The 20,518-nt window shown below is 38.3% G+C and carries 15 protein-coding genes; 8 read left to right on the top strand and 7 right to left on the bottom strand.

Annotated elements, in window-relative coordinates:
* The first annotated feature begins 150 nt into the window (after nt 1-150).
* Nucleotides 151-912: an SH3 domain-containing protein gene (locus tag QPK98_RS10840; RefSeq protein ID WP_310993351.1), complete on the top strand. Its 762-nt coding sequence runs from the start codon at nt 151-153 to the stop codon at nt 910-912.
* A 124-nt stretch (nt 913-1,036) separates the two neighbouring features.
* Here the strand turns inward: QPK98_RS10840 and pyk are convergent, their stop codons facing one another.
* The 5 genes from pyk to QPK98_RS10815 all read right to left on the bottom strand — a co-directional run bounded on the left by pyk (nt 1,037) and on the right by QPK98_RS10815 (nt 5,497).
* Complete coding sequence (gene pyk, locus QPK98_RS10835) at nt 1,037-2,467, bottom strand: pyruvate kinase (RefSeq protein ID WP_310993349.1); 1,431 nt, start codon at nt 2,465-2,467, stop codon at nt 1,037-1,039.
* Nucleotides 2,468-2,959: an IPExxxVDY family protein gene (locus QPK98_RS10830; protein ID WP_310993348.1), complete on the bottom strand. Its 492-nt coding sequence runs from the start codon at nt 2,957-2,959 to the stop codon at nt 2,468-2,470.
* A gap of 150 nt (nt 2,960-3,109) precedes the next feature.
* On the bottom strand, nt 3,110-3,853 hold the full coding sequence (rnc, locus tag QPK98_RS10825; protein WP_310993347.1) for a ribonuclease III: 744 nt from the start codon (nt 3,851-3,853) through the stop codon (nt 3,110-3,112).
* A gap of 146 nt (nt 3,854-3,999) precedes the next feature.
* Nucleotides 4,000-5,253: a beta-ketoacyl-ACP synthase II gene (gene fabF / locus QPK98_RS10820; protein ID WP_310993346.1), complete on the bottom strand. Its 1,254-nt coding sequence runs from the start codon at nt 5,251-5,253 to the stop codon at nt 4,000-4,002.
* 10 nt (nt 5,254-5,263) lie between these two features.
* Complete coding sequence (locus QPK98_RS10815) at nt 5,264-5,497, bottom strand: acyl carrier protein (protein WP_014781833.1); 234 nt, start codon at nt 5,495-5,497, stop codon at nt 5,264-5,266.
* Nucleotides 5,498-5,839: 342 nt separating this feature from the next.
* Between QPK98_RS10815 and purN the strand changes: the two genes are divergently transcribed.
* Together purN and QPK98_RS10805 are read left to right on the top strand one after the other, a co-directional pair.
* Nucleotides 5,840-6,424, top strand: coding sequence for a phosphoribosylglycinamide formyltransferase (gene purN / locus QPK98_RS10810; protein ID WP_310993342.1), 585 nt, complete (start codon nt 5,840-5,842; stop codon nt 6,422-6,424).
* 77 nt (nt 6,425-6,501) lie between these two features.
* A complete protein-coding gene (locus QPK98_RS10805) occupies nt 6,502-7,131 on the top strand; it encodes a ribonuclease H family protein (protein WP_310993341.1) in 630 nt (209 codons plus the stop codon).
* 23 nt (nt 7,132-7,154) lie between these two features.
* On the opposite strand, the gene QPK98_RS10800 is transcribed toward QPK98_RS10805, so the two are convergent.
* Complete coding sequence (locus tag QPK98_RS10800; protein ID WP_310993340.1) at nt 7,155-8,798, bottom strand: hypothetical protein; 1,644 nt, start codon at nt 8,796-8,798, stop codon at nt 7,155-7,157.
* 150 nt (nt 8,799-8,948) lie between these two features.
* Here QPK98_RS10800 and QPK98_RS10795 point away from each other — a divergent pair, with 150 nt between their 5' ends.
* A complete protein-coding gene (locus QPK98_RS10795; RefSeq protein ID WP_310993339.1) occupies nt 8,949-9,872 on the top strand; it encodes a PfkB family carbohydrate kinase in 924 nt (307 codons plus the stop codon).
* A 164-nt stretch (nt 9,873-10,036) separates the two neighbouring features.
* Nucleotides 10,037-11,935, top strand: a complete 1,899-nt coding sequence (locus QPK98_RS10790; protein WP_310993338.1) for an amidophosphoribosyltransferase — start codon at nt 10,037-10,039, stop codon at nt 11,933-11,935.
* Nucleotides 11,936-13,825: 1,890 nt separating this feature from the next.
* Here the strand turns inward: QPK98_RS10790 and QPK98_RS10785 are convergent.
* A complete protein-coding gene (locus QPK98_RS10785; RefSeq protein WP_310993337.1) occupies nt 13,826-14,434 on the bottom strand; it encodes a superoxide dismutase in 609 nt (202 codons plus the stop codon).
* A 157-nt stretch (nt 14,435-14,591) separates the two neighbouring features.
* Here QPK98_RS10785 and QPK98_RS10780 point away from each other — a divergent pair, with 157 nt between their 5' ends.
* The 3 genes from QPK98_RS10780 (at nt 14,592) to QPK98_RS10770 (ending at nt 20,460) form a co-directional block, all read left to right on the top strand.
* Nucleotides 14,592-17,729 (top strand): UvrD-helicase domain-containing protein, encoded by a 3,138-nt coding sequence (locus QPK98_RS10780; protein WP_310993336.1) that lies wholly within the window; start codon nt 14,592-14,594, stop codon nt 17,727-17,729.
* Between the two features lie 27 nt (nt 17,730-17,756).
* Nucleotides 17,757-18,956 carry a glycine C-acetyltransferase gene (kbl, locus tag QPK98_RS10775; protein WP_310993335.1) on the top strand — a complete coding sequence of 400 codons (1,200 nt, stop codon included), beginning with the start codon at nt 17,757-17,759 and terminating at the stop codon, nt 18,954-18,956.
* A 121-nt stretch (nt 18,957-19,077) separates the two neighbouring features.
* A complete protein-coding gene (locus QPK98_RS10770) occupies nt 19,078-20,460 on the top strand; it encodes an OmpA family protein (protein WP_310993334.1) in 1,383 nt (460 codons plus the stop codon).
* The last annotated feature ends 58 nt before the right edge of the window (nt 20,461-20,518 follow it).

The raw sequence follows: 20,518 nt of genomic DNA, 5'->3' as shown, positions 1-20,518 counted from the left end.
TAGTGGGATTCGTGGTGAAATTTTTGGAGGTTGAATCGAGGCTGCAACAAGCGTTAGAATTTTCCTGACAGTTATTTCGAAACTTTTATGGATAAATAATGAAAACGAATAACCTAGAAAGATTATATTATACTTCAAATAATAACATTTATGAAAACCATAGCTTTTTCCATTATTGCAATTGTAGGATTCGCCTTTTTATTTTCCTGTAAAAACGATGTTAAAAACAGTGAAGAAGTTACCTCGGTTGCAACCGATTCAATTCCTGCGGAAACCAAACCAAAAACTATGTACGTTACTGCCGTAAGTGGATTGACGTTGCGAGAACATCCAAACCTGCAAAGTTCAAAACTGGCGGTTATGCCATTGGGAACAAAGGTTAGACTAATTAATGCCGAAGGAGAAACAACCATGAACGTTGGCGGAATTGATGGTGCCATGGACGAGGTGGAATTCAATAATATAAAAGGATTTGCCTTTAATGGGTTTATGTCTAAGTTTCCGAGCCCTGGAGACAATATCGTTACGAAAAACTATGCTGAAGCCTTAAAAGAAGATTTCCAAAATGTGGAATATACTGAAACTACGGGCGGCACGGCAAGTAAACCTACTAAAGCCGAAACCTTGATTTTGCCAACAGATAAATGGCACGAAGCCTTTTTTATGGCGCAACAATTATTTAATATACCACGACAGTTTGCTTTTCCAAACCCAACAGGCTCTAATCACGAAACCCAGCAAAATACAAATAAAAAGAAGAATGTTTTTATAAGTGAGCTAGAGGTCTCTAGGAATGCCAACCAGCTTCAGCAAATTACCTACAACTATAAAACAGACGGTTTTGGGTACGTGGTTACAATATCAAAAGATGCGAAAGGAATGAAAATTGAAAAAGTTGAGGTTGCGGATTAAAACTAATGATGTTGATATGTGAAGTTGCTGCTGCTTTGGCAATATGGACGCAAGCACTGGCAAAATATAACTTTGACAAAGTTTTAAACTTTGTCAAAGTTCTCTACCGACTACAAACTCCCCACTACTTCACATGCGTTACCCGCAGCGTATTCACCATTCCTTTATCCACAATAGGCATTGCGGCGAGGTTGATTAAATAATCGCCTTTGTTTATATAGTTTTTTTCGCAGGCAATACGGTTTACATCGTCAACGGTTTCATCGGTGCTTACATATTTATCATAATAAAAGGCTTTTACGCCCCATAATAAGTTTAAACGCGCAAGAATACGCTTGTTTGAGGTAAAGGCCAGTATAAATGCCGAAGGACGCCAAGCCGAGATCTGAAAGGCAGTATAGCCACTATTTGTTAAAGTACAAATGGCCTGGGCCTCAATTTCATTGGCCATAAGTGCAGCGTGGTAACATATTGATTTTGTGATATACCGGTTTGTTTTAATCTGTGGCGGTTCTTGGGGTACGCGTATTAATTCAGAGTTTTCTACGCTTTTTAAAATTTTTGCCATGGTCTTAATTACGGCAACTGGATAATTCCCAACCGAGGTTTCGCCCGAGAGCATTACGGCATCGGCACCGTCCATTACCGAGTTTGCCACATCGTTTACCTCGGCACGGGTAGGGGTTAACGAAGTTATCATGGTTTCCATCATCTGGGTTGCGATGATTACCGGAATTCGGGCTCTTTTGGCAGCAAGTACCAACTCTTTTTGAATTAATGGCACTTCTTCTGCGGGAACTTCTACACCCAGATCGCCACGGGCAACCATCAACCCATCACAATAGGCAATAATTCTATCAATGTTTTTGACCGCTTCCGGCTTTTCTATTTTTGCAATAATCGGGATTTTATATTCGCAGTGCGCTTCAATTAAGGCCTGCAGCTCCTTTAGGTCTTCGGCATGGCGTACAAACGAAAGCGCCATCCAATCTACTTGCTGCGATATGGCAAAAATAGTATCGGCTTTATCTTTTGCTGTAAGTGCCGGTAGTGAAAGCTTTGTATTGGGCAGGTTTACCCCTTTTTTGGAGCGTAAGGGCCCACCTTGGATTACGAGCACCTTCACTTCGTCCGTTTTATTGGTTTTCAGTACTTCAAAAATAAGTTTTCCATCGTCTAAAAGTACACGTTCTCCCGCCTCAACGTCTTTTGGGAAATCGTCATAATTCATATAAACTTTCTTTTTAGTACCTTCAAATTCCTTACCGGTACAGAATAAAAGCTCGTCGCCGGGTTGCACAACAACTTCTTCCTTCATAACGCCTACACGGAGCTTGGGTCCCTGAAGGTCGCCCAAAATAGCAACATGTAGGTCTAACTCTTCAGACAGCCGTCGTATAGTTGCAACGGTTTCCTTTACCGTATCGTAATCGGCATGCGAAAAATTAATCCTAAAAACGTCCACACCTTCCAGCATCATGTGTTTTAAAGTTTCATCGCTGTTGGTTGCAGGGCCGAGGGTTGCTACTATTTTGGTTCTTTTTTGATTATACATTTAATCGAAAATTAAATTGTTCTTAGATTTTATATGATCTGTTTCCACGTTATATGCGGAAATAATCTGTTTTATCTTATTTATTTCTGAAATAAAGCTTGCAGCACTCATAGTATCAAAGTCTGAATATACCTTGAGAAAATAATCAACCTTCTTAAATTCCGGAAGCAAAAAATGATCTTGCGCTTTTTCAGAATTAATTTCGGCAAAAAGGCCATTGGAACTTTGAAGGCTTGCTTCCATCATCCGGCATTTATTAGCCACTAAAAAATATTGATTTCGGCTTATTTCATCTGTGAAATCGAATATTGGGAAGGTGGTGATTAATCCATTATGGGTAAAATCAATATCTACTCTTCTTCGTTTAAACCTTGTATTCAGGTGTTTATTCATCAAATAGGCCACTTTATACTCTTCCTCGGTGCAATGTATTGCAATGAGGGTGAAGGGCTCTTCAAGGTCTTCGTCCAAAAGTAATTTATGATTGGCCATTGCTAATTTAGATGGTATTGACACTTCAGGCTTAATATGATTGGGTAATGGTACCTGCCCGCTATCCGTTTACAAAAATAGGCAACTTTAAAGGGATTAACTAAAATAGTTGAAGTGTTGAAAAAAATTAACCTAAGGAAACTGGAGAGTTTATGAATTTTTAGAATCTATTTTGTCCTGAAGTTTGTAGTAAGCGCGTTTTGAAGCGCGTTCCTCAGCTTTCTTTTTTGAGGTTGCTCTTGCTTTTGCAACAGTTTCACTTTCTACTTTTAAACGTACGGCAAAATGCTTGAGTTCGTCTTTACCCGTATCTTCATAAACTTCGAAATCGAATTCTTTTTTATTTTTTTGGCACCATTCAATGAGAAGGCTTTTATAACTAATTACCTTTCCTTCTAATTTTTTAATATCTACATAGGGTTTGATTACCCGCTTGTAAATAAATTTTTCGCAATATTTAAAGCCTCTGTCCAAGTAAATGGCACCAACGAGAGCCTCAAATACATTTCCGTAGATGTTTCCGCTAAATTGTTGTCGGGGTACTGTAGTTTTTAAAAACTTTATTAAATGCAAATCGCGCCCTAATTCATTGAGGTGTTCGCGACTCACAACTTTACTGCGCATTTTAGTAAGGTAGCCTTCATCGCCTTCGGGTACTTTTTTGTAGAGGTGTGCTGCTATTACTGCTCCCAACATGGCATCGCCTAAGAATTCTAGCCTTTCGTAGTTTTGGGGTTGTCCGTTTGGGTTTTTTTTATTTGTGGAGCGATGGGTAAAAGCTGTTTGGTAGATTAAAATATCTTTTGGCTTGAAACCCAATATTTTTTTTAGGGAATTAAAAAATTCTCCATTTTTTTCTGAACCGGTAGAAAATATTTTTTTAATGGAAGCCATTAATTAGTATAAGCCGCTCAAATTTTTAATTATTACATTAAAAATTGAAACTATTTTTTGATCAGTTAATTAGGTGGAGAAATCAAAAAACACCAATGTGGACGATTTTAGTTTATGCCACATTTAACTGTGTGTAATTGGATATGCTAGTCATCTAATTTTTTAAAGAGCACGCATGCATTGTGTCCGCCAAACCCAAAAGTATTACTCATTGCCACTTTAATATCGCGTTTTTGAGCTTTATTAAGTGTTAGGTTTAAGGAGGGGTCAATATTTTCATCTACCGTAGAATGGTTGATGGTAGGTGGTACAACTCCATTTTTCATCGCCAAAATAGAGGCGATAGCTTCAATGGCACCGGCAGCACCTAGTAAATGCCCTGTCATTGATTTTGTTGAATTGATATTGATATCCTTGGCATGCTCGCCAAAAACATTTACAATAGCCTTTAACTCGGCCACATCGCCAAGGGGTGTTGCGGTTCCGTGGGTATTAATGGCATCAACTTGGTCGGGGTTCATGTTGGCATCGCGCAAGGTATTTAGCATAACCCGCTCTACTCCAATACCATCGGGGTGCGGTGCAGTCATGTGGTGTGCATCGCTGGTCATTCCGCCGCCTATAACTTCGGCATAGATTTTTGCGCCTCGTTTTTTTGCGTGTTCGTACTCCTCAAGGATAAGGGCACCAGCACCTTCGCCTAAAACAAATCCATCACGAGTAGCATCAAAAGGTCTAGATGCAGATTCTGGACTGTCGTTTCGTGTTGATAGGGCATGCATTGCATTAAACCCGCCCATTCCGGCAATTGTTACTGCTGCTTCACTACCTCCGGTAACAATGATGTCGCAATGGCCCAAGCGTATATAGTTGAGCGCATCAATCATTGCATTTGCCGAAGAAGCACAAGCCGAGACCGTTGTGTAGTTAGGCCCCATAAAACCGTGCTTTATAGAAATGTTTCCGGGCGCAATGTCGGCAATCATTTTAGGAATAAAGAAGGGGTTGAAACGCGGTGTTCCATCCCCTTCTGCAAAGTTTATAACTTCATTCTGAAAAGTCTCTAAGCCACCAATTCCCGCTCCCCAAATAACGCCAACGCGAAATTTATCAACATCAATGAAGTCAATTCCAGCATCTAAGATGGCTTCATCTGAAGATACAAGAGCGTATTGGGCAAAACGGTCTAACTTTCGGGCTTCTTTCCTATCAAAATGGTCTCCTGGATTGAAATTTTTCAATTCACAAGCGAATTTTGTTTTGAATTTTTCAGTATCAAAATACGTTATAGGGGCGCAACCACTTTTCCCATTAATAAGACCGTCCCAATATTCATTAATATTGCTGCCAATAGGGGTGAGCGCACCAAGACCTGTAACTACAACTCGCTTTAATTCCATGGAAGAACTCTTATTTTGCTGCTTCTATATAGGAAATTGCTTGACCTACTGTCGCAATGTTTTCAGCTTGGTCGTCTGGAATCTGGATATCAAATTCTTTTTCAAATTCCATGATAAGCTCTACCGTATCCAAGGAGTCGGCTCCTAAGTCGTTTGTGAAGCTAGCTTCGTTTACAACTTCGTTTTCGTCTACACCTAATTTGTCTACGATAATCGCTTTTACTCTTGATGCAATGTCTGACATAATTTTTAATTTTTTAATTTAATTATAAGTGGCAAAAATAAAATATTTTAATTGATTACACCATTTAAAATTTAAAATGTGGAATTTGACCTATTAATAATTCATTTTGTCGATCAAAAAACACAAAATCACTTTTCAAGTAACTCTTAAATAGTGCAATACGCAATGAACCGTTTTTGTTCAATTTTATAGTCACTGTGTTCAAAATCATTTCAATGATACAAAATAACATTGAAAGAATGTACCAATTTAAACATTTTTGGGTGAAGTAAAACCCTATTGCCTTACTTTTGTTGTTTTATTTATTAATATTTACTTCAAGAAAAACCTTTGGAAACTGAAATGAAGAAGCGAATTGTAATTTTTGCGTCGGGTAGTGGTACCAATGCCGAGAACATAATTAAATACTTTCAACGAGCTCAATTTGCCGAGGTCGTTCTGGTATTATCAAACAAAAAAGATGCCAAAGTGTTAGAGCGTGCTGAAAAACATGAGGTTAGGGCTGCTTACTTCACAAAAAAAGAATTAGTTTCAGAAGTAGGCGTTTTAAAACTTTTAAAAGAAACTAAGCCAGACCTTATTGTACTCGCTGGGTTTCTGCTTAAATTTCCCGAGTTTATTATTGCGGAATTTCCAGATAAAGTGATAAACATCCATCCGGCTCTACTTCCTAAATACGGTGGAAAAGGAATGTATGGAGACTTTGTCCATCAAGCCGTATTGGATAATAATGAAAGCGAAACTGGAATTACCATTCATTATGTAAATGAAAACTATGATGAAGGTGCAATTATTTCGCAACAAAAAGTAAAGCTTGATGATGCTGAAACCGTAGAATCAATAGCCGGTAAAGTGCATCAATTGGAATATCAATGGTTTCCGAAGGTGATTGAAATGGTTTTAAAAAATGAAAAATTCAAGGTTTAAGATTATTAGAATTTGATTGCTTACCATAAACATTAATTAAAACTAAAAAGGCGGAAGAGATATCTGCCTTCGCAGGTATGGGAAAACAAAAATACTACGTAGTATGGTTCGGAAATCCGGCTGGGATTTTTGACTCTTGGGCAGCGTGTAAACGATCTATTCAAGGGGTAAGTGGGGCACAGTATAAAAGCTTTGAAACTTTTGAGGAAGCCAAAAAAGCATTCGACAAAGAATATGCAGATTATAAAGGTAAGAAGGTGAAAAAAACTCTTTCTAAAGAACAGCTTCAAAAAATTGGGGAGCCAAACCTGTATTCCATAGCGGTAGATGCTGCTTCTAGTGGTAATCCAGGGAAAATGGAATATCGCGGAGTAGATACTCAAACGCACAAGCAGTTGTTTCATCAAGGTCCATTTCAGCAGGGAACCAATAATATTGGTGAGTTTTTGGCCTTGGTACACGGTCTGGCTTTTTTAAAGAAGCATAATAGCGATCGAATAATCTATAGCGATTCACGAATTGCAATGGGATGGGTGAAAAAGAAGAAATGCAATACAAAGTTAAAACGAAACGCAAAAAATAAAGCACTTTTTGAACTGGTAGCACGCGCCGAAAATTGGCTTAAAACCAATACATACGAAACAAAAGTAGTAAAATGGGAAACCAAAGCTTGGGGTGAAATCCCTGCAGATTTTGGGCGAAAATAATAAACAGCCTATGCTACTAACCCTTATGGCTTAACTTCAAGAATCCAACTATTTTCAAAAAGCTCGTGATCTTTGGTGGCGATCCACTTTTTATATATTGTCTTTAGCGAACTATTTTTGGCAATATATACGTAGGTCCATTTATTTTCTGGGTTGATAAAAGTCGCTGGCGTATAATTTTTTTGCTCTAAAGTCTCTATCCATTTGGCTGCATAGTTTTCTACTGAAAAAACATTGGTAATAATGTAATATCCAGGTTCAACTTCTGGAGCCGAGATGGTTTTGATTTTTGTTTCGTTCCTTATTGCATCCTCATCAATAGATACGGAATCTTCTAGCGCCACTGTGTCTTTCAAAATTGATGCCTCTTCCAAGGCCACTACTGGTTCTTTTGAGGCTTTTATTTGAGGGGTTTTTAAAACCTTGGGATCATCTTGCTTTGCAGGTTTGTTTAATGTATCTATTGAGGCTACTCTTTTAAGTACTACCGTGCCATTGCTAGACTTTTGTATTTTATAAACAGGTTCTGCAGTTGGAATATTCGCGAGGGGTTCTGTTTTTTCTAGTAAAAAAGTATTGTCTATTTCAGTTTCAAACGCGATAAAAAACAGGTAAAATCTATCTGCTTTTCCATGAAATATAAAATTGGCCTCGGTTGTCGCACTGTTAAAAAGCGCATTGTCTTTATTTGGTATTTCCATCTTTAACAAATCAAATCCCAACGTATTGGCGCTATTGGGGTTTCTTTCATTAAATGTTTCATTGCCAATCGTGATAGAACTATTAAAAAAGTTTCTTTTTGCTCGTAGCGTATTGTGCAACGGAATATATTTTTCGGTGTTTTGGTTATAGACAGAAACTTGATCAGTCTTTATTTTCCGGTCGCCTTCCAAAGCTCCTATAGCTATCGTGGTTTGGATGTTTCCTTCGTCTTTATTTTTAAAGTCCTTAAAACTGAGTTCCACCTTTTCTTTGCTTACTTCAATAAGTCCGTTGTAGGTGTTAAAATATTTTGGGCTTTCGTTTTCATCTTCATATACAATATACAATAACCAACCCGCAGCACCACCTCCGGAAATCTTACCTTCTGTAGCTTTAACATTGGCGATGGTGTAGGTGCCGTTTATTTCAGTTTGATCCTGTAGCTGAGCTGTAATATTGGCATAGCATACATAAGGTTTGTTGGTTTTAAACGCCTCAGTTTTATGGCTGTCGTAAATTACCTGGCCTTCTATGGGTTCGTAATTTCCGTTTGGTTTTTTTAATAGTATTGCGTTTACCTTCTCGTCTCTATTGCCACGACCTGCATGGGTCATTTGATTACCAGATTTTTTTAAGATTCCTTTTTTAAAAGGATACAAACCACTCCAGTAAAGACCGGCATATTTAATTTTTGGGTTGTTTGGGGCGTTTGCTATTGTTGCTTCACTAGAGCTGAAAGTTGCCCTGTCATTATCTACGTCAATATACTTCATAGCCACCAGGTCATTGGGAGTATTGCGCTCCATAAGCGGTTTTGTTGGGTGGTCTCCAAGAATATTATTTCCTATTAATATTGAATTTCCATGTAGGTACAATTTCTTGTTTTCTTGAAAGGGGAGGCCGTCCTGGGAATATGAAATTTGGAAAAACAAACATAGGGCAGCAATAAATAATACGCTTTTCATAAATTTAGAGTCAATTAATCGCGGAATTTACGAAAAATTTAATGATTGTTAAACTTTGAAAAATTATGGGTGAGAACTTTACAGTTCAGGTCCATAAAGGGAAAAAGTTGTAAATATTTCATTAAATTTGCCACTCTTTAAAAATCAGGTATGAGTAAATTAGTTATTGTGGGCACCGTTGCCTTTGACGCCATTGAAACCCCTTTCGGGAAAACTGATAAAATTCTGGGAGGAGCCGCCACCTATATTGGTTTGGCTGCTTCGCAGTTTAAAGTAGATGGCGCTATAGTTTCAATAGTTGGTGGTGATTTCCCAGAGAAAAACCTTACTATGCTCAAAGAGAACGGAATGGATATTTCGGGTCTTGAAGTGGTAGAGGATGGAAAAACTTTCTTTTGGAGTGGAAAATATCACAATGATATGAATACGCGAGACACTTTGATAACCGATTTAAATGTACTTGCAGATTTTAATCCAAAAGTTCCCGATAATTATCGCGATGCAGAAGTTGTTATGTTAGGAAACCTTCATCCGCTCGTCCAATTGGGAGTGATTGAGCAAATGAACTCTCCAAAACTTATTGTGCTGGACACCATGAACTTTTGGATGGACAGCGCCTTAAACGAGTTGATGCAAGTTATTGCTAAAGTAGATGTAGTAACCATAAACGACGAGGAAGCCAGACAGCTTTCAGGTGAGTACTCACTGGTAAAGGCAGCTCATAAAATCATGGAAATGGGGCCAGAATATGTAGTTATAAAAAAGGGTGAACACGGTGCGTTACTTTTTAGTGATGACGATGTGTTTTTTGCTCCAGCTATGCCGTTGCGTGAAGTTTTTGACCCAACTGGTGCTGGCGATACATTTGCGGGCGGTTTTACCGGTTACTTGGCAAGAACGGGAGATTACACCTATGAAAACATGAAAAATGCCGTTATTAATGGTTCTGCCTTGGCATCGTTTTGCGTAGAGAAGTTTGGTCCCGAGAAATTACTGAGCCTCACGAACAGCGATGTGCATCAACGCATTCAGCAGTTTAAAAGCTTGACACAATTTGACATTAAGTTAACCTAAATACGCGCCCTAAAATTTCAGGGCGCTTTTTGTTTCAATTTCTTTCGCTTCCATCGCTATTAAATATTAAAGCCAAGTAAAGGAAATTGTCAAAATAATTAAAACCAAAGAAAAACCTGCTCTTTTAGGTATAGATTAAGGTTTTTCCAATTTGAATAGAAAAAATGAGCGACGCGTTAAAACACGAATGTGGAATTGCAATGGTAAGGCTGCTAAAGCCTTTGGAGTATTATAAGGAAAAGTATGGTTCGGCATTTTACGGGGTAAATAAGATGTATTTAATGATGGAAAAACAGCATAACCGTGGACAGGACGGTGCGGGTTTAGCCAGCATTAAATTAGATGTTAATCCAGGTCAACGCTACATTAGTCGTGTGCGCTCTAATGAAGCACAGCCCATTCAAGATATTTTTGCTCAGATAAACGAGCGGATAAATACAGAATTTTCACTTCATCCAGAGTACAAAGATGACGTAGCCGCGCAAAAAAAGAATATTCCCTACATTGGCGAATTGTTTTTAGGCCATGTGCGTTATGGCACCTTTGGGCTTAATAGTGTTGAGAACGTTCATCCTTTTCTTCGTCAAAATAACTGGATGCATCGGAATTTGATTATCGCGGGTAACTTTAACATGACCAATACCAATGCCTTGTTTGATAACCTTATCAAATTAGGGATGCACCCCAAAGAAAAAGCTGATACGGTTACGGTCATGGAAAGGATTGGTCATTTTTTAGATGATGCCGTTCGCAAACTTTATAAAAAGGCAAAAGCAAAAGGTTTTAATAAGCAGGAGGCTTCACCTTATATTGCTAAAAACCTAAATGTTGCAAAAATACTTCGTAAATCGGCATCAAATTGGGATGGCGGGTATGCTATGGCTGGACTTTTAGGTCATGGAGATGCTTTTGTGTTGCGCGATCCAGCGGGAATTAGACCGGTTTATTACTATCAAGATGACGAAGTGGTAGTTGTGGCTTCTGAACGCCCCGCAATTCAAACTACATTCAATGTTCCTTTTGATAAGGTGAAAGAATTGGATCCTGGTAAGGCCTTAATTGTTAAGAAAAACGGAAAAATGAAAATTTCCGAAATTCTGGGCCCCTTAGAGCGCAGGTCTTGTTCTTTTGAAAGAATCTATTTTTCGCGAGGGAGCGATGCCGAAATTTATCAGGAGCGAAAAATGCTCGGAAACCTTGTGATGCCGAAGGTGCTTGAGGCAATTAATTACGACACTGAAAATGCTGTTTTCTCTTTTATACCCAATACTGCTGAAACATCATTTTACGGAATGTTAGATGCTGCTCAGGATGAACTCAACAAGCAGAAAAACGAGGCTATAATAAAAGAAAGAAAAACCTTAAGCCTTGATCGGTTAAATCAAATTCAATCGCATAAAATACGTACCGAAAAAATTGCGATAAAAGATGTTAAGCTACGAACATTCATTACAGATGATAATAGCCGTGATGATCTTGTTGCTCACGTTTACGATGTAACTTATGGGGTTGTAAAACCTACCGATAACCTAGTCATTATTGACGATAGTATTGTTCGGGGAACCACGCTGAAAAAGAGTATTTTAAAGATGTTGGATAGGCTACACCCCAAACAAATTGTTGTAGTTTCTTCCGCACCACAAATCAGGTACCCAGATTGTTACGGAATTGACATGGCTAGGCTAGAAGACTTGGTGGCCTTTCAAGCGGCATTGCAGCTTCATAAAGATCGTGGCACCTATGCAATAGTTGAAGAGATCTATAATGAATGCTTGGAGCAAGTAGGAAAGGAAGATCTTGCCGTTGTAAACCATGTGAAGAAATTATACGACCCATTTACAGATGAAGAAATTTCGGATAAAATAGCTGAAATTGTCAGCCAAGAAAATATTAAGGCTAAAGTAAAACTTATATTTCAATCTGTTGATGACTTGCATAAAGCTTGTCCCAAAAATCTAGGCGATTGGTATTTTACGGGCAATTACCCTACGTTAGGCGGTAATCGGGTTGTAAACCGTGCCTACATCAATTTTTACGAAGGAAACTCAGATCGGGCATATTAAGCATTGGGTATTTTAACAATTTTCTATCCGTTTGTCGAATAGATAACTCAGTTCAACGAATATAGTTATTTGATCGAATTTAATCATAAAAGAAAAGTTACATTTGACATTATCATTTTACTTAAGTAGGTTAGGTATATGGTAAGATTTGGGGCAAAAAAGGTGGGTCTTACCCGCCTTTTTTCATGCCCCAAATCTTCGGGGTGGCGAGCAATAAGTTTTTCTTCTGTGGAGCTAAGGTTTTTCTGCGAGCCGTTTTTCTCCCTCTCGAGTTCTGCCCGTCTTTTTTTTTAATACTCCAATCTTTGAGTTGTCCGGCAAACACCTGTTTTTTCTACGCTGGATCGCTCCGGTATTGAACCCACTTTGGGGTTCTTTCTGCGTAGATTTAGTACAACCCTGCACTGCACTGTGTTTGTGCAGAGTTATCAAAGTTAAACTCCTTCGGAGTATTTTATGGTATGTAAGTATGAGGTGTCATTGTCAACTTTGCTGTGGTTTATTATTCGGGCAACGTGTCAGGACTTTAAATTTATAAGCACCTAGTCGCGCAAAATCGAGTCGCTTCTCTTATAAAAGTAGGCGAGCTGTACTTCACTTTAATCAAATCACCTACTTTGATGGATTACTATTTTTTCTGCGAGCCGTTTCCCATCCCTCTCCTGGGTTCTGTTCCGCCTTTTTTTCATGTTCCGGTCTTCGAGATGTCCAGCAAACACCTGTTTTTTTACACTGGATCGCTCCAGTATTGAACCCACTTCGGGGTTCTTTCTGCGTAGATTTAGTACAGCCCTGCACTGCACTGTGTTTGTGCAGGGTTATCAAAGTTAAACTCCTTCGGAGTATTTTATGGTATGTAAGTATGAGGTGTAATTGACAACTTTGCTGTGGTTTATTATTCGGGCAACGTGTCAGGGGTTTAGGTTTATAAGCATCCCGTCACGCAAAATCGAGTCACTTCTCTTATAAAAGTAGGGGAACTGTATCTCACTTTAATCAAATTACCTGCTTTGGTAGATTAATATTTTTTCTGCGAGCCGTTTCCCCTCTCTCCCCTGGGTTCTGTTCCGCCTTTTTTTCATGTTCCGGTCTTCGAGATGTCCAGCAAACACCTGTTTTTTTACACTGGATCGCTCCAGTATTGAACCCACTTCGGGGTTCTTTCTGCGTAGATTTAGTACAACCCTGCACTGCACTGTGTTTGTGCAGAGTTATCAAAGTTAAACTCCTTCGGAGTATTTTATGGTATGTAAGTATGAGGTGTCATTGTCAACTTTGCTGTGGTTTATTATTCGGGCAACGTGTCAGGACTTTAAATTTATAAGCACCTAGTCGCGCAAAATCGAGTCGCTTCTCTTATAAAAGTAGGCGAGCTGTACTTCACTTTAATCAAATCACCTACTTTGATGGATTACTATTTTTTCTGCGAGCCGTTTTTCTCCCCCTCGAGTTCTGTTCCGCCTTTTTTTCATGTTCCAGTCTTCGAGATGTCCAGCAAACACCTGTTTTTTACACTGGATCGCTCCAGTATTGAACCCACTTCGGGGTTCTTTCTGCGTAGATTTAGTACAACCCTGCACTGCACTGTGTTTGTGCAGGGTTATCAAAGTTAAACTCCTTCGGAGTATTTTATGGTATATAAGTATGAGGTGTCATTGTCAACCTTGTCGTGGATTAATGATGATAACTTAGAATGTAACAGAAATAAATTAAGGGCTTGATTTGAGTAAAATACACCACGAATTCACAAATGTTTAGGCTAAATACATGAATCCGTGGCATTTTGCAGCCGTAGCTTTTTCAGCATAAAAAAAATCCGCAACCAATTTATGATTGCGGATTTCTTAGATTTCAATTCAGTTTAAAAGACCATGAATTGAATTCTGCGTTTTATTTGTTCTTTTCGTAGTTGGCAGATACTTCGTCCCAGTTAACTACGTTCCAAAAAGCACCAACATAGTCTGGACGCTTATTTTGGTATTTTAGATAATACGCATGCTCCCAAACATCCAATCCTAAAATTGGCGTTCCGTTGCAGTTGGTATTTGGCATTAATGGGTTATCTTGGTTTGGTGTAGAAGAAACTTCTAATTTACCGCCTTTATGAACGCAAAGCCAAGCCCAACCAGATCCAAACTGTGTTTTTGCAGCATTTGAAAACTTTTCTTTAAAAGCATCAAAACTTCCGAAAGCATCATCAATAGCTTTTGCTAAATCTCCAGATGGCTTTCCACCTCCGTTAGGCGACATGACACTCCAAAAAAGACTGTGGTTATAGAATCCACCGCCATTATTACGAACGGCTTTGTTTTCCATATCAAGATTCTTTAAAATATCTTCAATGGATTTTCCAGCTAAATCGGTGCCTTCAATAGCGGCATTCAACTTATCTGTATATCCTTTATGGTGTTTATCATGGTGTATTTCCATTGTTTGGGCATCGATGTTTGGTTCTAGCGCATCAAATGCATACGGTAATTTTGGTAACTCGAAAGACATATTATATCGTTTTTTTATTGGTTATTAATAATTTCACCCAAAGTTAGGCATTATCACCATGTGAAACTGTTATAGCTTTTATAAGATTTCTATGATATGATAGATAAATTTGATTCCGAACTGATAAAAACACTATTTTAGTGCAAAACTCAACTTCTTGGATACTCAATTTTCTTTTTCAATCTATGATGCCGCAGCTGGAAGCGGAAAAACCTTCACATTAGTCAAGGAATATTTAAAAAAAGTCCTTACTGCTAAAAGTGACGATTACTTTAAACATCTTTTGGCTATTACCTTTACCAATAAAGCAGTGGCCGAAATGAAACAACGCATCGTTGAAACTTTGGTCAATTTCAGTGCAGCAGAAAGCGTGGAAGATCCACATCCTATTATGCAATTACTTGCAGAAGAAACGGGAATGAGTTTGACTGAAATTCATAACCGATCTAAAGATGTACTAAAAAATTTACTACACAATTATGCAGCCTTTAGTGTTGAGACTATTGATAGATTCAATCATCGGATTATCCGCACATTTGCACGCGATTTAAAATTGGCCACTAATTTTGAAGTAACACTAGATATTCCAGAACTTCTAGCCGAAGCCGTAGATCTATTGTTGAGTAAAGCGGGAGAAAACAAGGAGGTAACTAAAGTTTTGTTAGATTTTGCCTTAGAAAAAACAGATGATGATAAATCTTGGGATATTTCGCGCGATATTGCCGAAGCCGCACAACTTCTCTATAAAGAAAATGACGCCACCCATGTTGCAGTTTTAAAAGAGAAGTCGTTAGAAGACTTCCTTAGTTTTAAGAAACAATTGACAGCCAAGAGAAATATCTTAACTACTGAAATTGAAAACTTGGCTACGCAAACCCTTCAGCTTATTGACGAAAGTGGATTGGAACATTCCAATTTTACGAGAGGAACCTTACCCAGTCACTTCTTGAAATTGAAACAAGGTAATTATAAAGTGTATGGAAATAAGCTTCAGGAAAACCTTGAAGAAAATAATGGGCTATATAAGGTTAAGGAAGACTCCTTTATAAGATCAACTATTGATGGATTAGTTCCCACTTTTCTTTCTAATTATATTGAAATAAAGGAAAAAGTGAATAAACACAATCTTTATGATTCAATTCTAAAAAACATAACGCCGCTTTCCGTAATAAATTTGGTAAACCAAGAGATTGAAGTAATTAAGGAGGAAAAAAACATTTTGCCTATTTCAGAATTCAACGCCATCATAAACAAGGAGATTAAAAATCAACCCGCACCCTTTATCTATGAGCGATTGGGCGAAAAATACAGACACTTTTTTATTGATGAATTTCAGGATACTTCAAAACTACAATGGGAAAATTTAATTCCGCTGGTTGCCAATGCTCTCTCGCAAGAATTAAACCCAAGTTCTGGGAGTTTACTGTTGGTAGGTGATGCCAAACAATCCATATATAGATGGCGCGGTGGGCTGCCAGAGCAATTTATGGAGTTGTATGCAGATGAGAATCCGTTTCCGAGAGAAAAAGAAGTGCTTTCGCTGGATACTAATTATAGAAGTAGCGAGGCAATCATTGATTTTAACAATCAGTTTTTCAGCTTTGTAGCTAACTATTTTGCAAAAGATGGCCATGCTGATCTATACAAATCTGGTAACAAGCAAAATTTCAATACTAAAAAGCATGGCTATATAAAGCTTGAATTTATTGAGAATCAAAAAAAGGCCGAGAAAAACCAAGCCTATTCAAATTTAGTGTTAGAGACAATTCAGAATCTTGAAAGTCAGCGGTTTTCGGTAAGTGATATCTGTATTTTAACGCGAAACAAGGCAGATGGAATAGTTTTGGGAGCCTTTTTAATGGAGCATGGCATTCCGGTTATTTCTTCAGAAACCTTGTTGTTGCAATCCTCATCATTGGTTCAAATATTGGTTTTTGCATTAACGGCCAGCCTGTATACCAACAATGAGGAGGCCAGAATAAATTTGCTTAACCTGCTGCACAAACACTTAGATATTGCAGATGAAAAGCACAGTTTTTTTAAAAAGTTTTTAAATACTTCGGAAGAGGAATTTACTCGTAATTTACGTGCGTATCAGCTTGATTTTAATCTAGCCAAAATGCGAGATGTTTCCTTATACGAAGCATTTGAATATTGTATAGACCATCTTAAGCTTGCAGACTGTGCAGATGCATACCTATTTGGTTTTATGGATTTAGTGTATGATTTTGAACAACAGCCTCTGGCCGATAAAATTTCTTTTTTAGATCATTGGGAAACAAAAAGAGAAAACGCTTCAATACCTGCAAGTGAAAGCACCAATGCCGTACAACTAATGACCATCCATAAAGCGAAAGGATTGGAGTTTCCAGTAGTTATTTTTCCATTTGCCGATATAAAACTATACGAAGCCAGAAAAGATAAACTTTGGTATCCGTTGGAAAATGAGGCGCTTCAATTTCAGGAAGCACAGATTAATTATAAGTCGGAAGTAGAAAACTATGGCAATATTGGCGAACTCATGTATAACGAACATCGAAGTCAGCTTGAGTTGGACAATATCAACTTATTATATGTTACTCTTACGCGGGCAGTAGAAAAATTATTTGTTTTTTCAGAAATGCCAAAAGCGTCTAAAAGTGGTGTTCCGGCAAGTTATAATCAGCTTTTTATGGAGTTTCTAAAACATAAGGGAACATGGAACAAGGACCAGTTGGTCTATGAATTTGGGAAGGATTTAGAGAAAATTTCAGAACAAAAAAATATAGTACCCCAAACCCAGCCAGTTTTTATTTCTAGTAATCCGCTGGCGCATGGTCTCAAAATTGTTGCTTCAGAAACTAATTATAAAGAAGAAGTGGAAGCGGCAATACTCACCGGAAACCTTCTCCACGACACTATGGCACAAATTTATGTAGCGGCAGATTGCGAAAGGGTTTTAGCCAAAATGGAGCAACGTGCTATTATTAAGGAGAAGGAGTTTGAGGTTTTGAAAGCTACCGTAAACCACATTGTTCAGCACCCAGAACTGAAGCCTCTGTTTAATGGAATGGACGTGGTTTATAACGAACGCGATTTAATTACAAAAAGCGGTCTGGTTCTGCGGCCAGATAGGCTTAATATTAATTCGGAAAATAAAGTGGTTATCGTAGATTATAAAACTGGAAGTCCGCAGGCTTCGCATAAAGATCAGTTAATGGCTTATGCGAATGCGCTGGAGGAAATGGGTTTTTCTATTGCCGAAAAAATACTTATCTATACCAATAAGGATGAAATAGTGATAAATAAAGCTTAATTTTGAATTTTTAAAATAAGAGATAAAATGTACGGAGAAATAAAAAATCATTTAAAGAAAGAACTTCAGGAAATTAAAGACGCTGGTCTATATAAAAGAGAGCGTATAATCACGTCGCCACAAGATGCGGTGATTAAAATTTCAACAGGCGAGGAAGTTATTAACTTTTGCGCAAATAATTATTTAGGTCTTTCTTCAAACAAAGAAGTAATTCAAGCTGCTAAAGATGCCATGGATACACATGGATTTGGAATGTCTTCTGTTCGCTTTATTTGCGGTACCCAGGATATCCATAAGGAATTAGAGCAAAAAATAGCCGATTTTTACGGAACCGAAGACACGATATTATATGCAGCGGCTTTTGATGCTAACGGTGGTGTTTTTGAACCTTTGCTCACTGCTGAGGATGCAATTATTTCAGACTCCTTGAATCACGCTTCTATTATTGATGGCGTTCGTCTATGTAAGGCTGCTCGATACCGCTACGAAAATAATAATATGAAAGATTTGGAAGCACAACTTATTGCTGCCAATGAAAAAGGTGCCCGTTTTAAAATTATTGTTACAGATGGTGTGTTTTCAATGGACGGTCTGGTTGCTCCTTTAGATGAAATTTGTGACTTGGCAGATAAGTATGATGCTATGGTAATGATAGATGAATGCCATGCCACTGGTTTTATTGGTGAAACTGGTAGAGGAACGCTCGAGGAGAAAGGAGTTATGGACCGTATAGACATAATTACCGGAACACTTGGTAAGGCTATGGGCGGTGCTATGGGAGGCTATACCACCGGAAAAACGGAAATAATTGAAATGTTGCGACAGCGGTCAAGACCTTATTTGTTTTCAAACTCATTGGCGCCAGCACTTGTTGGTGGGGCCATTAAAGTGTTTGATATGTTAACCAACGACACTTCGCTTCGTGATAAATTAGCTGAGAATACGGCCTATTTCAAAAAAGGAATAAAAGATGCAGGTTTTGATATTATTGATGGTGATTCTGCAATCGTGCCGGTGATGTTGTATGACGCTAAGTTGTCTCAAAAAATGGCCGACATGTTATTGGAAGAGGGTATTTATGTAATTGGTTTCTTCTTCCCGGTAGTGCCTAAGGAAAAGGCTAGAATTAGAGTTCAACTTTCGGCGGCCCATTCAAAAGATCATTTAGATAAAGCAATAAGTGCCTTTATTAAGATTGGAAAAAAATTAGAGGTTATTGCTAAGTAACAGCTTTATTTGCTGTCTAGCCCCTCCACTTTAGGAAAATTTTATTAGATTTGCTTTTGTTTATAATATTTAACAACTTACTTTTGCTGATAATTAACACTTAAAAATTAAACAATCGAATATGAAACATCTTAACAGATTATTAGTTGCTGCAATTCTTTTTATGGGAATTGGTGTAGCGAACGCGCAAGACGAAAACAATCCTTGGGCTGTTGAGATTGGTGCAAACGCAGTTGACGTTTACCCAGTCGGAACAAGCGACAATGGACGAATCCCTGCTTCACTTCGAGGGGAAATCTTTGACGAGTACTTTAATGCAAATGACCACTGGAACATTTTACCTTCAGTTTCTAGACTAGCTATTAGTAGATACGTAGGTAGTGGTTTTGTATTTACCGCTGCTGGGTCTATCAACAAAATTGATAGATTAGGTGATGGCGAAGCAAACGACCTAAGCTACTACGGAGCTGATGGTGAAATTAAATATAGCTTTAAAGAAGCCTTAGGCAGTAGCTGGTTTGATCCTTCTATTGGTCTTGGTGGTGGTTATACTTGGGTTGACGATATCGGATTCGGTACAGGTAACGCAATGCTTGGTGTTAAATTTTGGTTTAACGAATACCTTGCTTTAAACCTTCAATCAACGTATAAGCACTCTTTTGAAGATACCTACGGTATTACACACTTCCAACACTCTGCTGGTATCGTATTCCAATTTGGTGGAAAAGATACTGACGGTGACGGAATCTACGATAAAGATGACGAATGTCCTGAAACTCCTGGTTTAGCAGAATTCAACGGATGTCCTGATACTGACGGTGACGGAATCGAAGATAGACTTGACGAATGTCCAAACACTCCTGGTCTAGCTGAATTTAACGGTTGTCCTGATACTGACGGTGATGGTATCCCAGATCACCTTGACGAATGTCCTACTGTAGCTGGTCTAGCTGAACTTAACGGTTGTCCAGATGCTGATGGTGATGGTATTGCAGATAAAGATGATAACTGTCCAAACGAAGCAGGTCCTGCTGAAAACGATGGTTGCCCATGGGCAGATAGAGACGGAGACGGCGTTATAGATAAAGACGACCAGTGTCCAGATGTTGCAGGTACTGTAGCAAATAATGGTTGCCCAGAAGTTTCTGTAGAAATCATCAAGCAATTGAATGAGTATTCTAAAACTGTATTATTTGATTTGAACAAATCAACTATCAGAAAAGAATCTTACGGAGCACTTCAGAGTATGGTTGACATCATGAAAGAATATCCTACTGCATCATTCCACATCGGTGGTCACACAGATAGTAGTGGTAGAGATTCTTACAACATGAAGCTTTCTAAAGAAAGAGCTGCTTCAGTTAAAGATTACTTAGTAACTATCGGAATGGATGGTTCAAGATTATCTTCTGAAGGTTACGGTGAAGAGAAGCCAATTGCAACTAACAAAACTGCAGCTGGAAGACAACAAAACCGTCGTGTTGAAATTTCTTTACAGAAATAATTTCAACGAGTAAGTTTTAAATAAATCTTAGGGAAACGCCTCCGAATATCGGGGGCGT

Source organism: Aequorivita marina (assembly GCF_031631895.2).
Taxonomy (GTDB): Bacteria; Bacteroidota; Bacteroidia; order Flavobacteriales; family Flavobacteriaceae; genus Aequorivita; species Aequorivita marina.
This window is presented reverse-complemented; position numbering and strand designations above follow the sequence as displayed.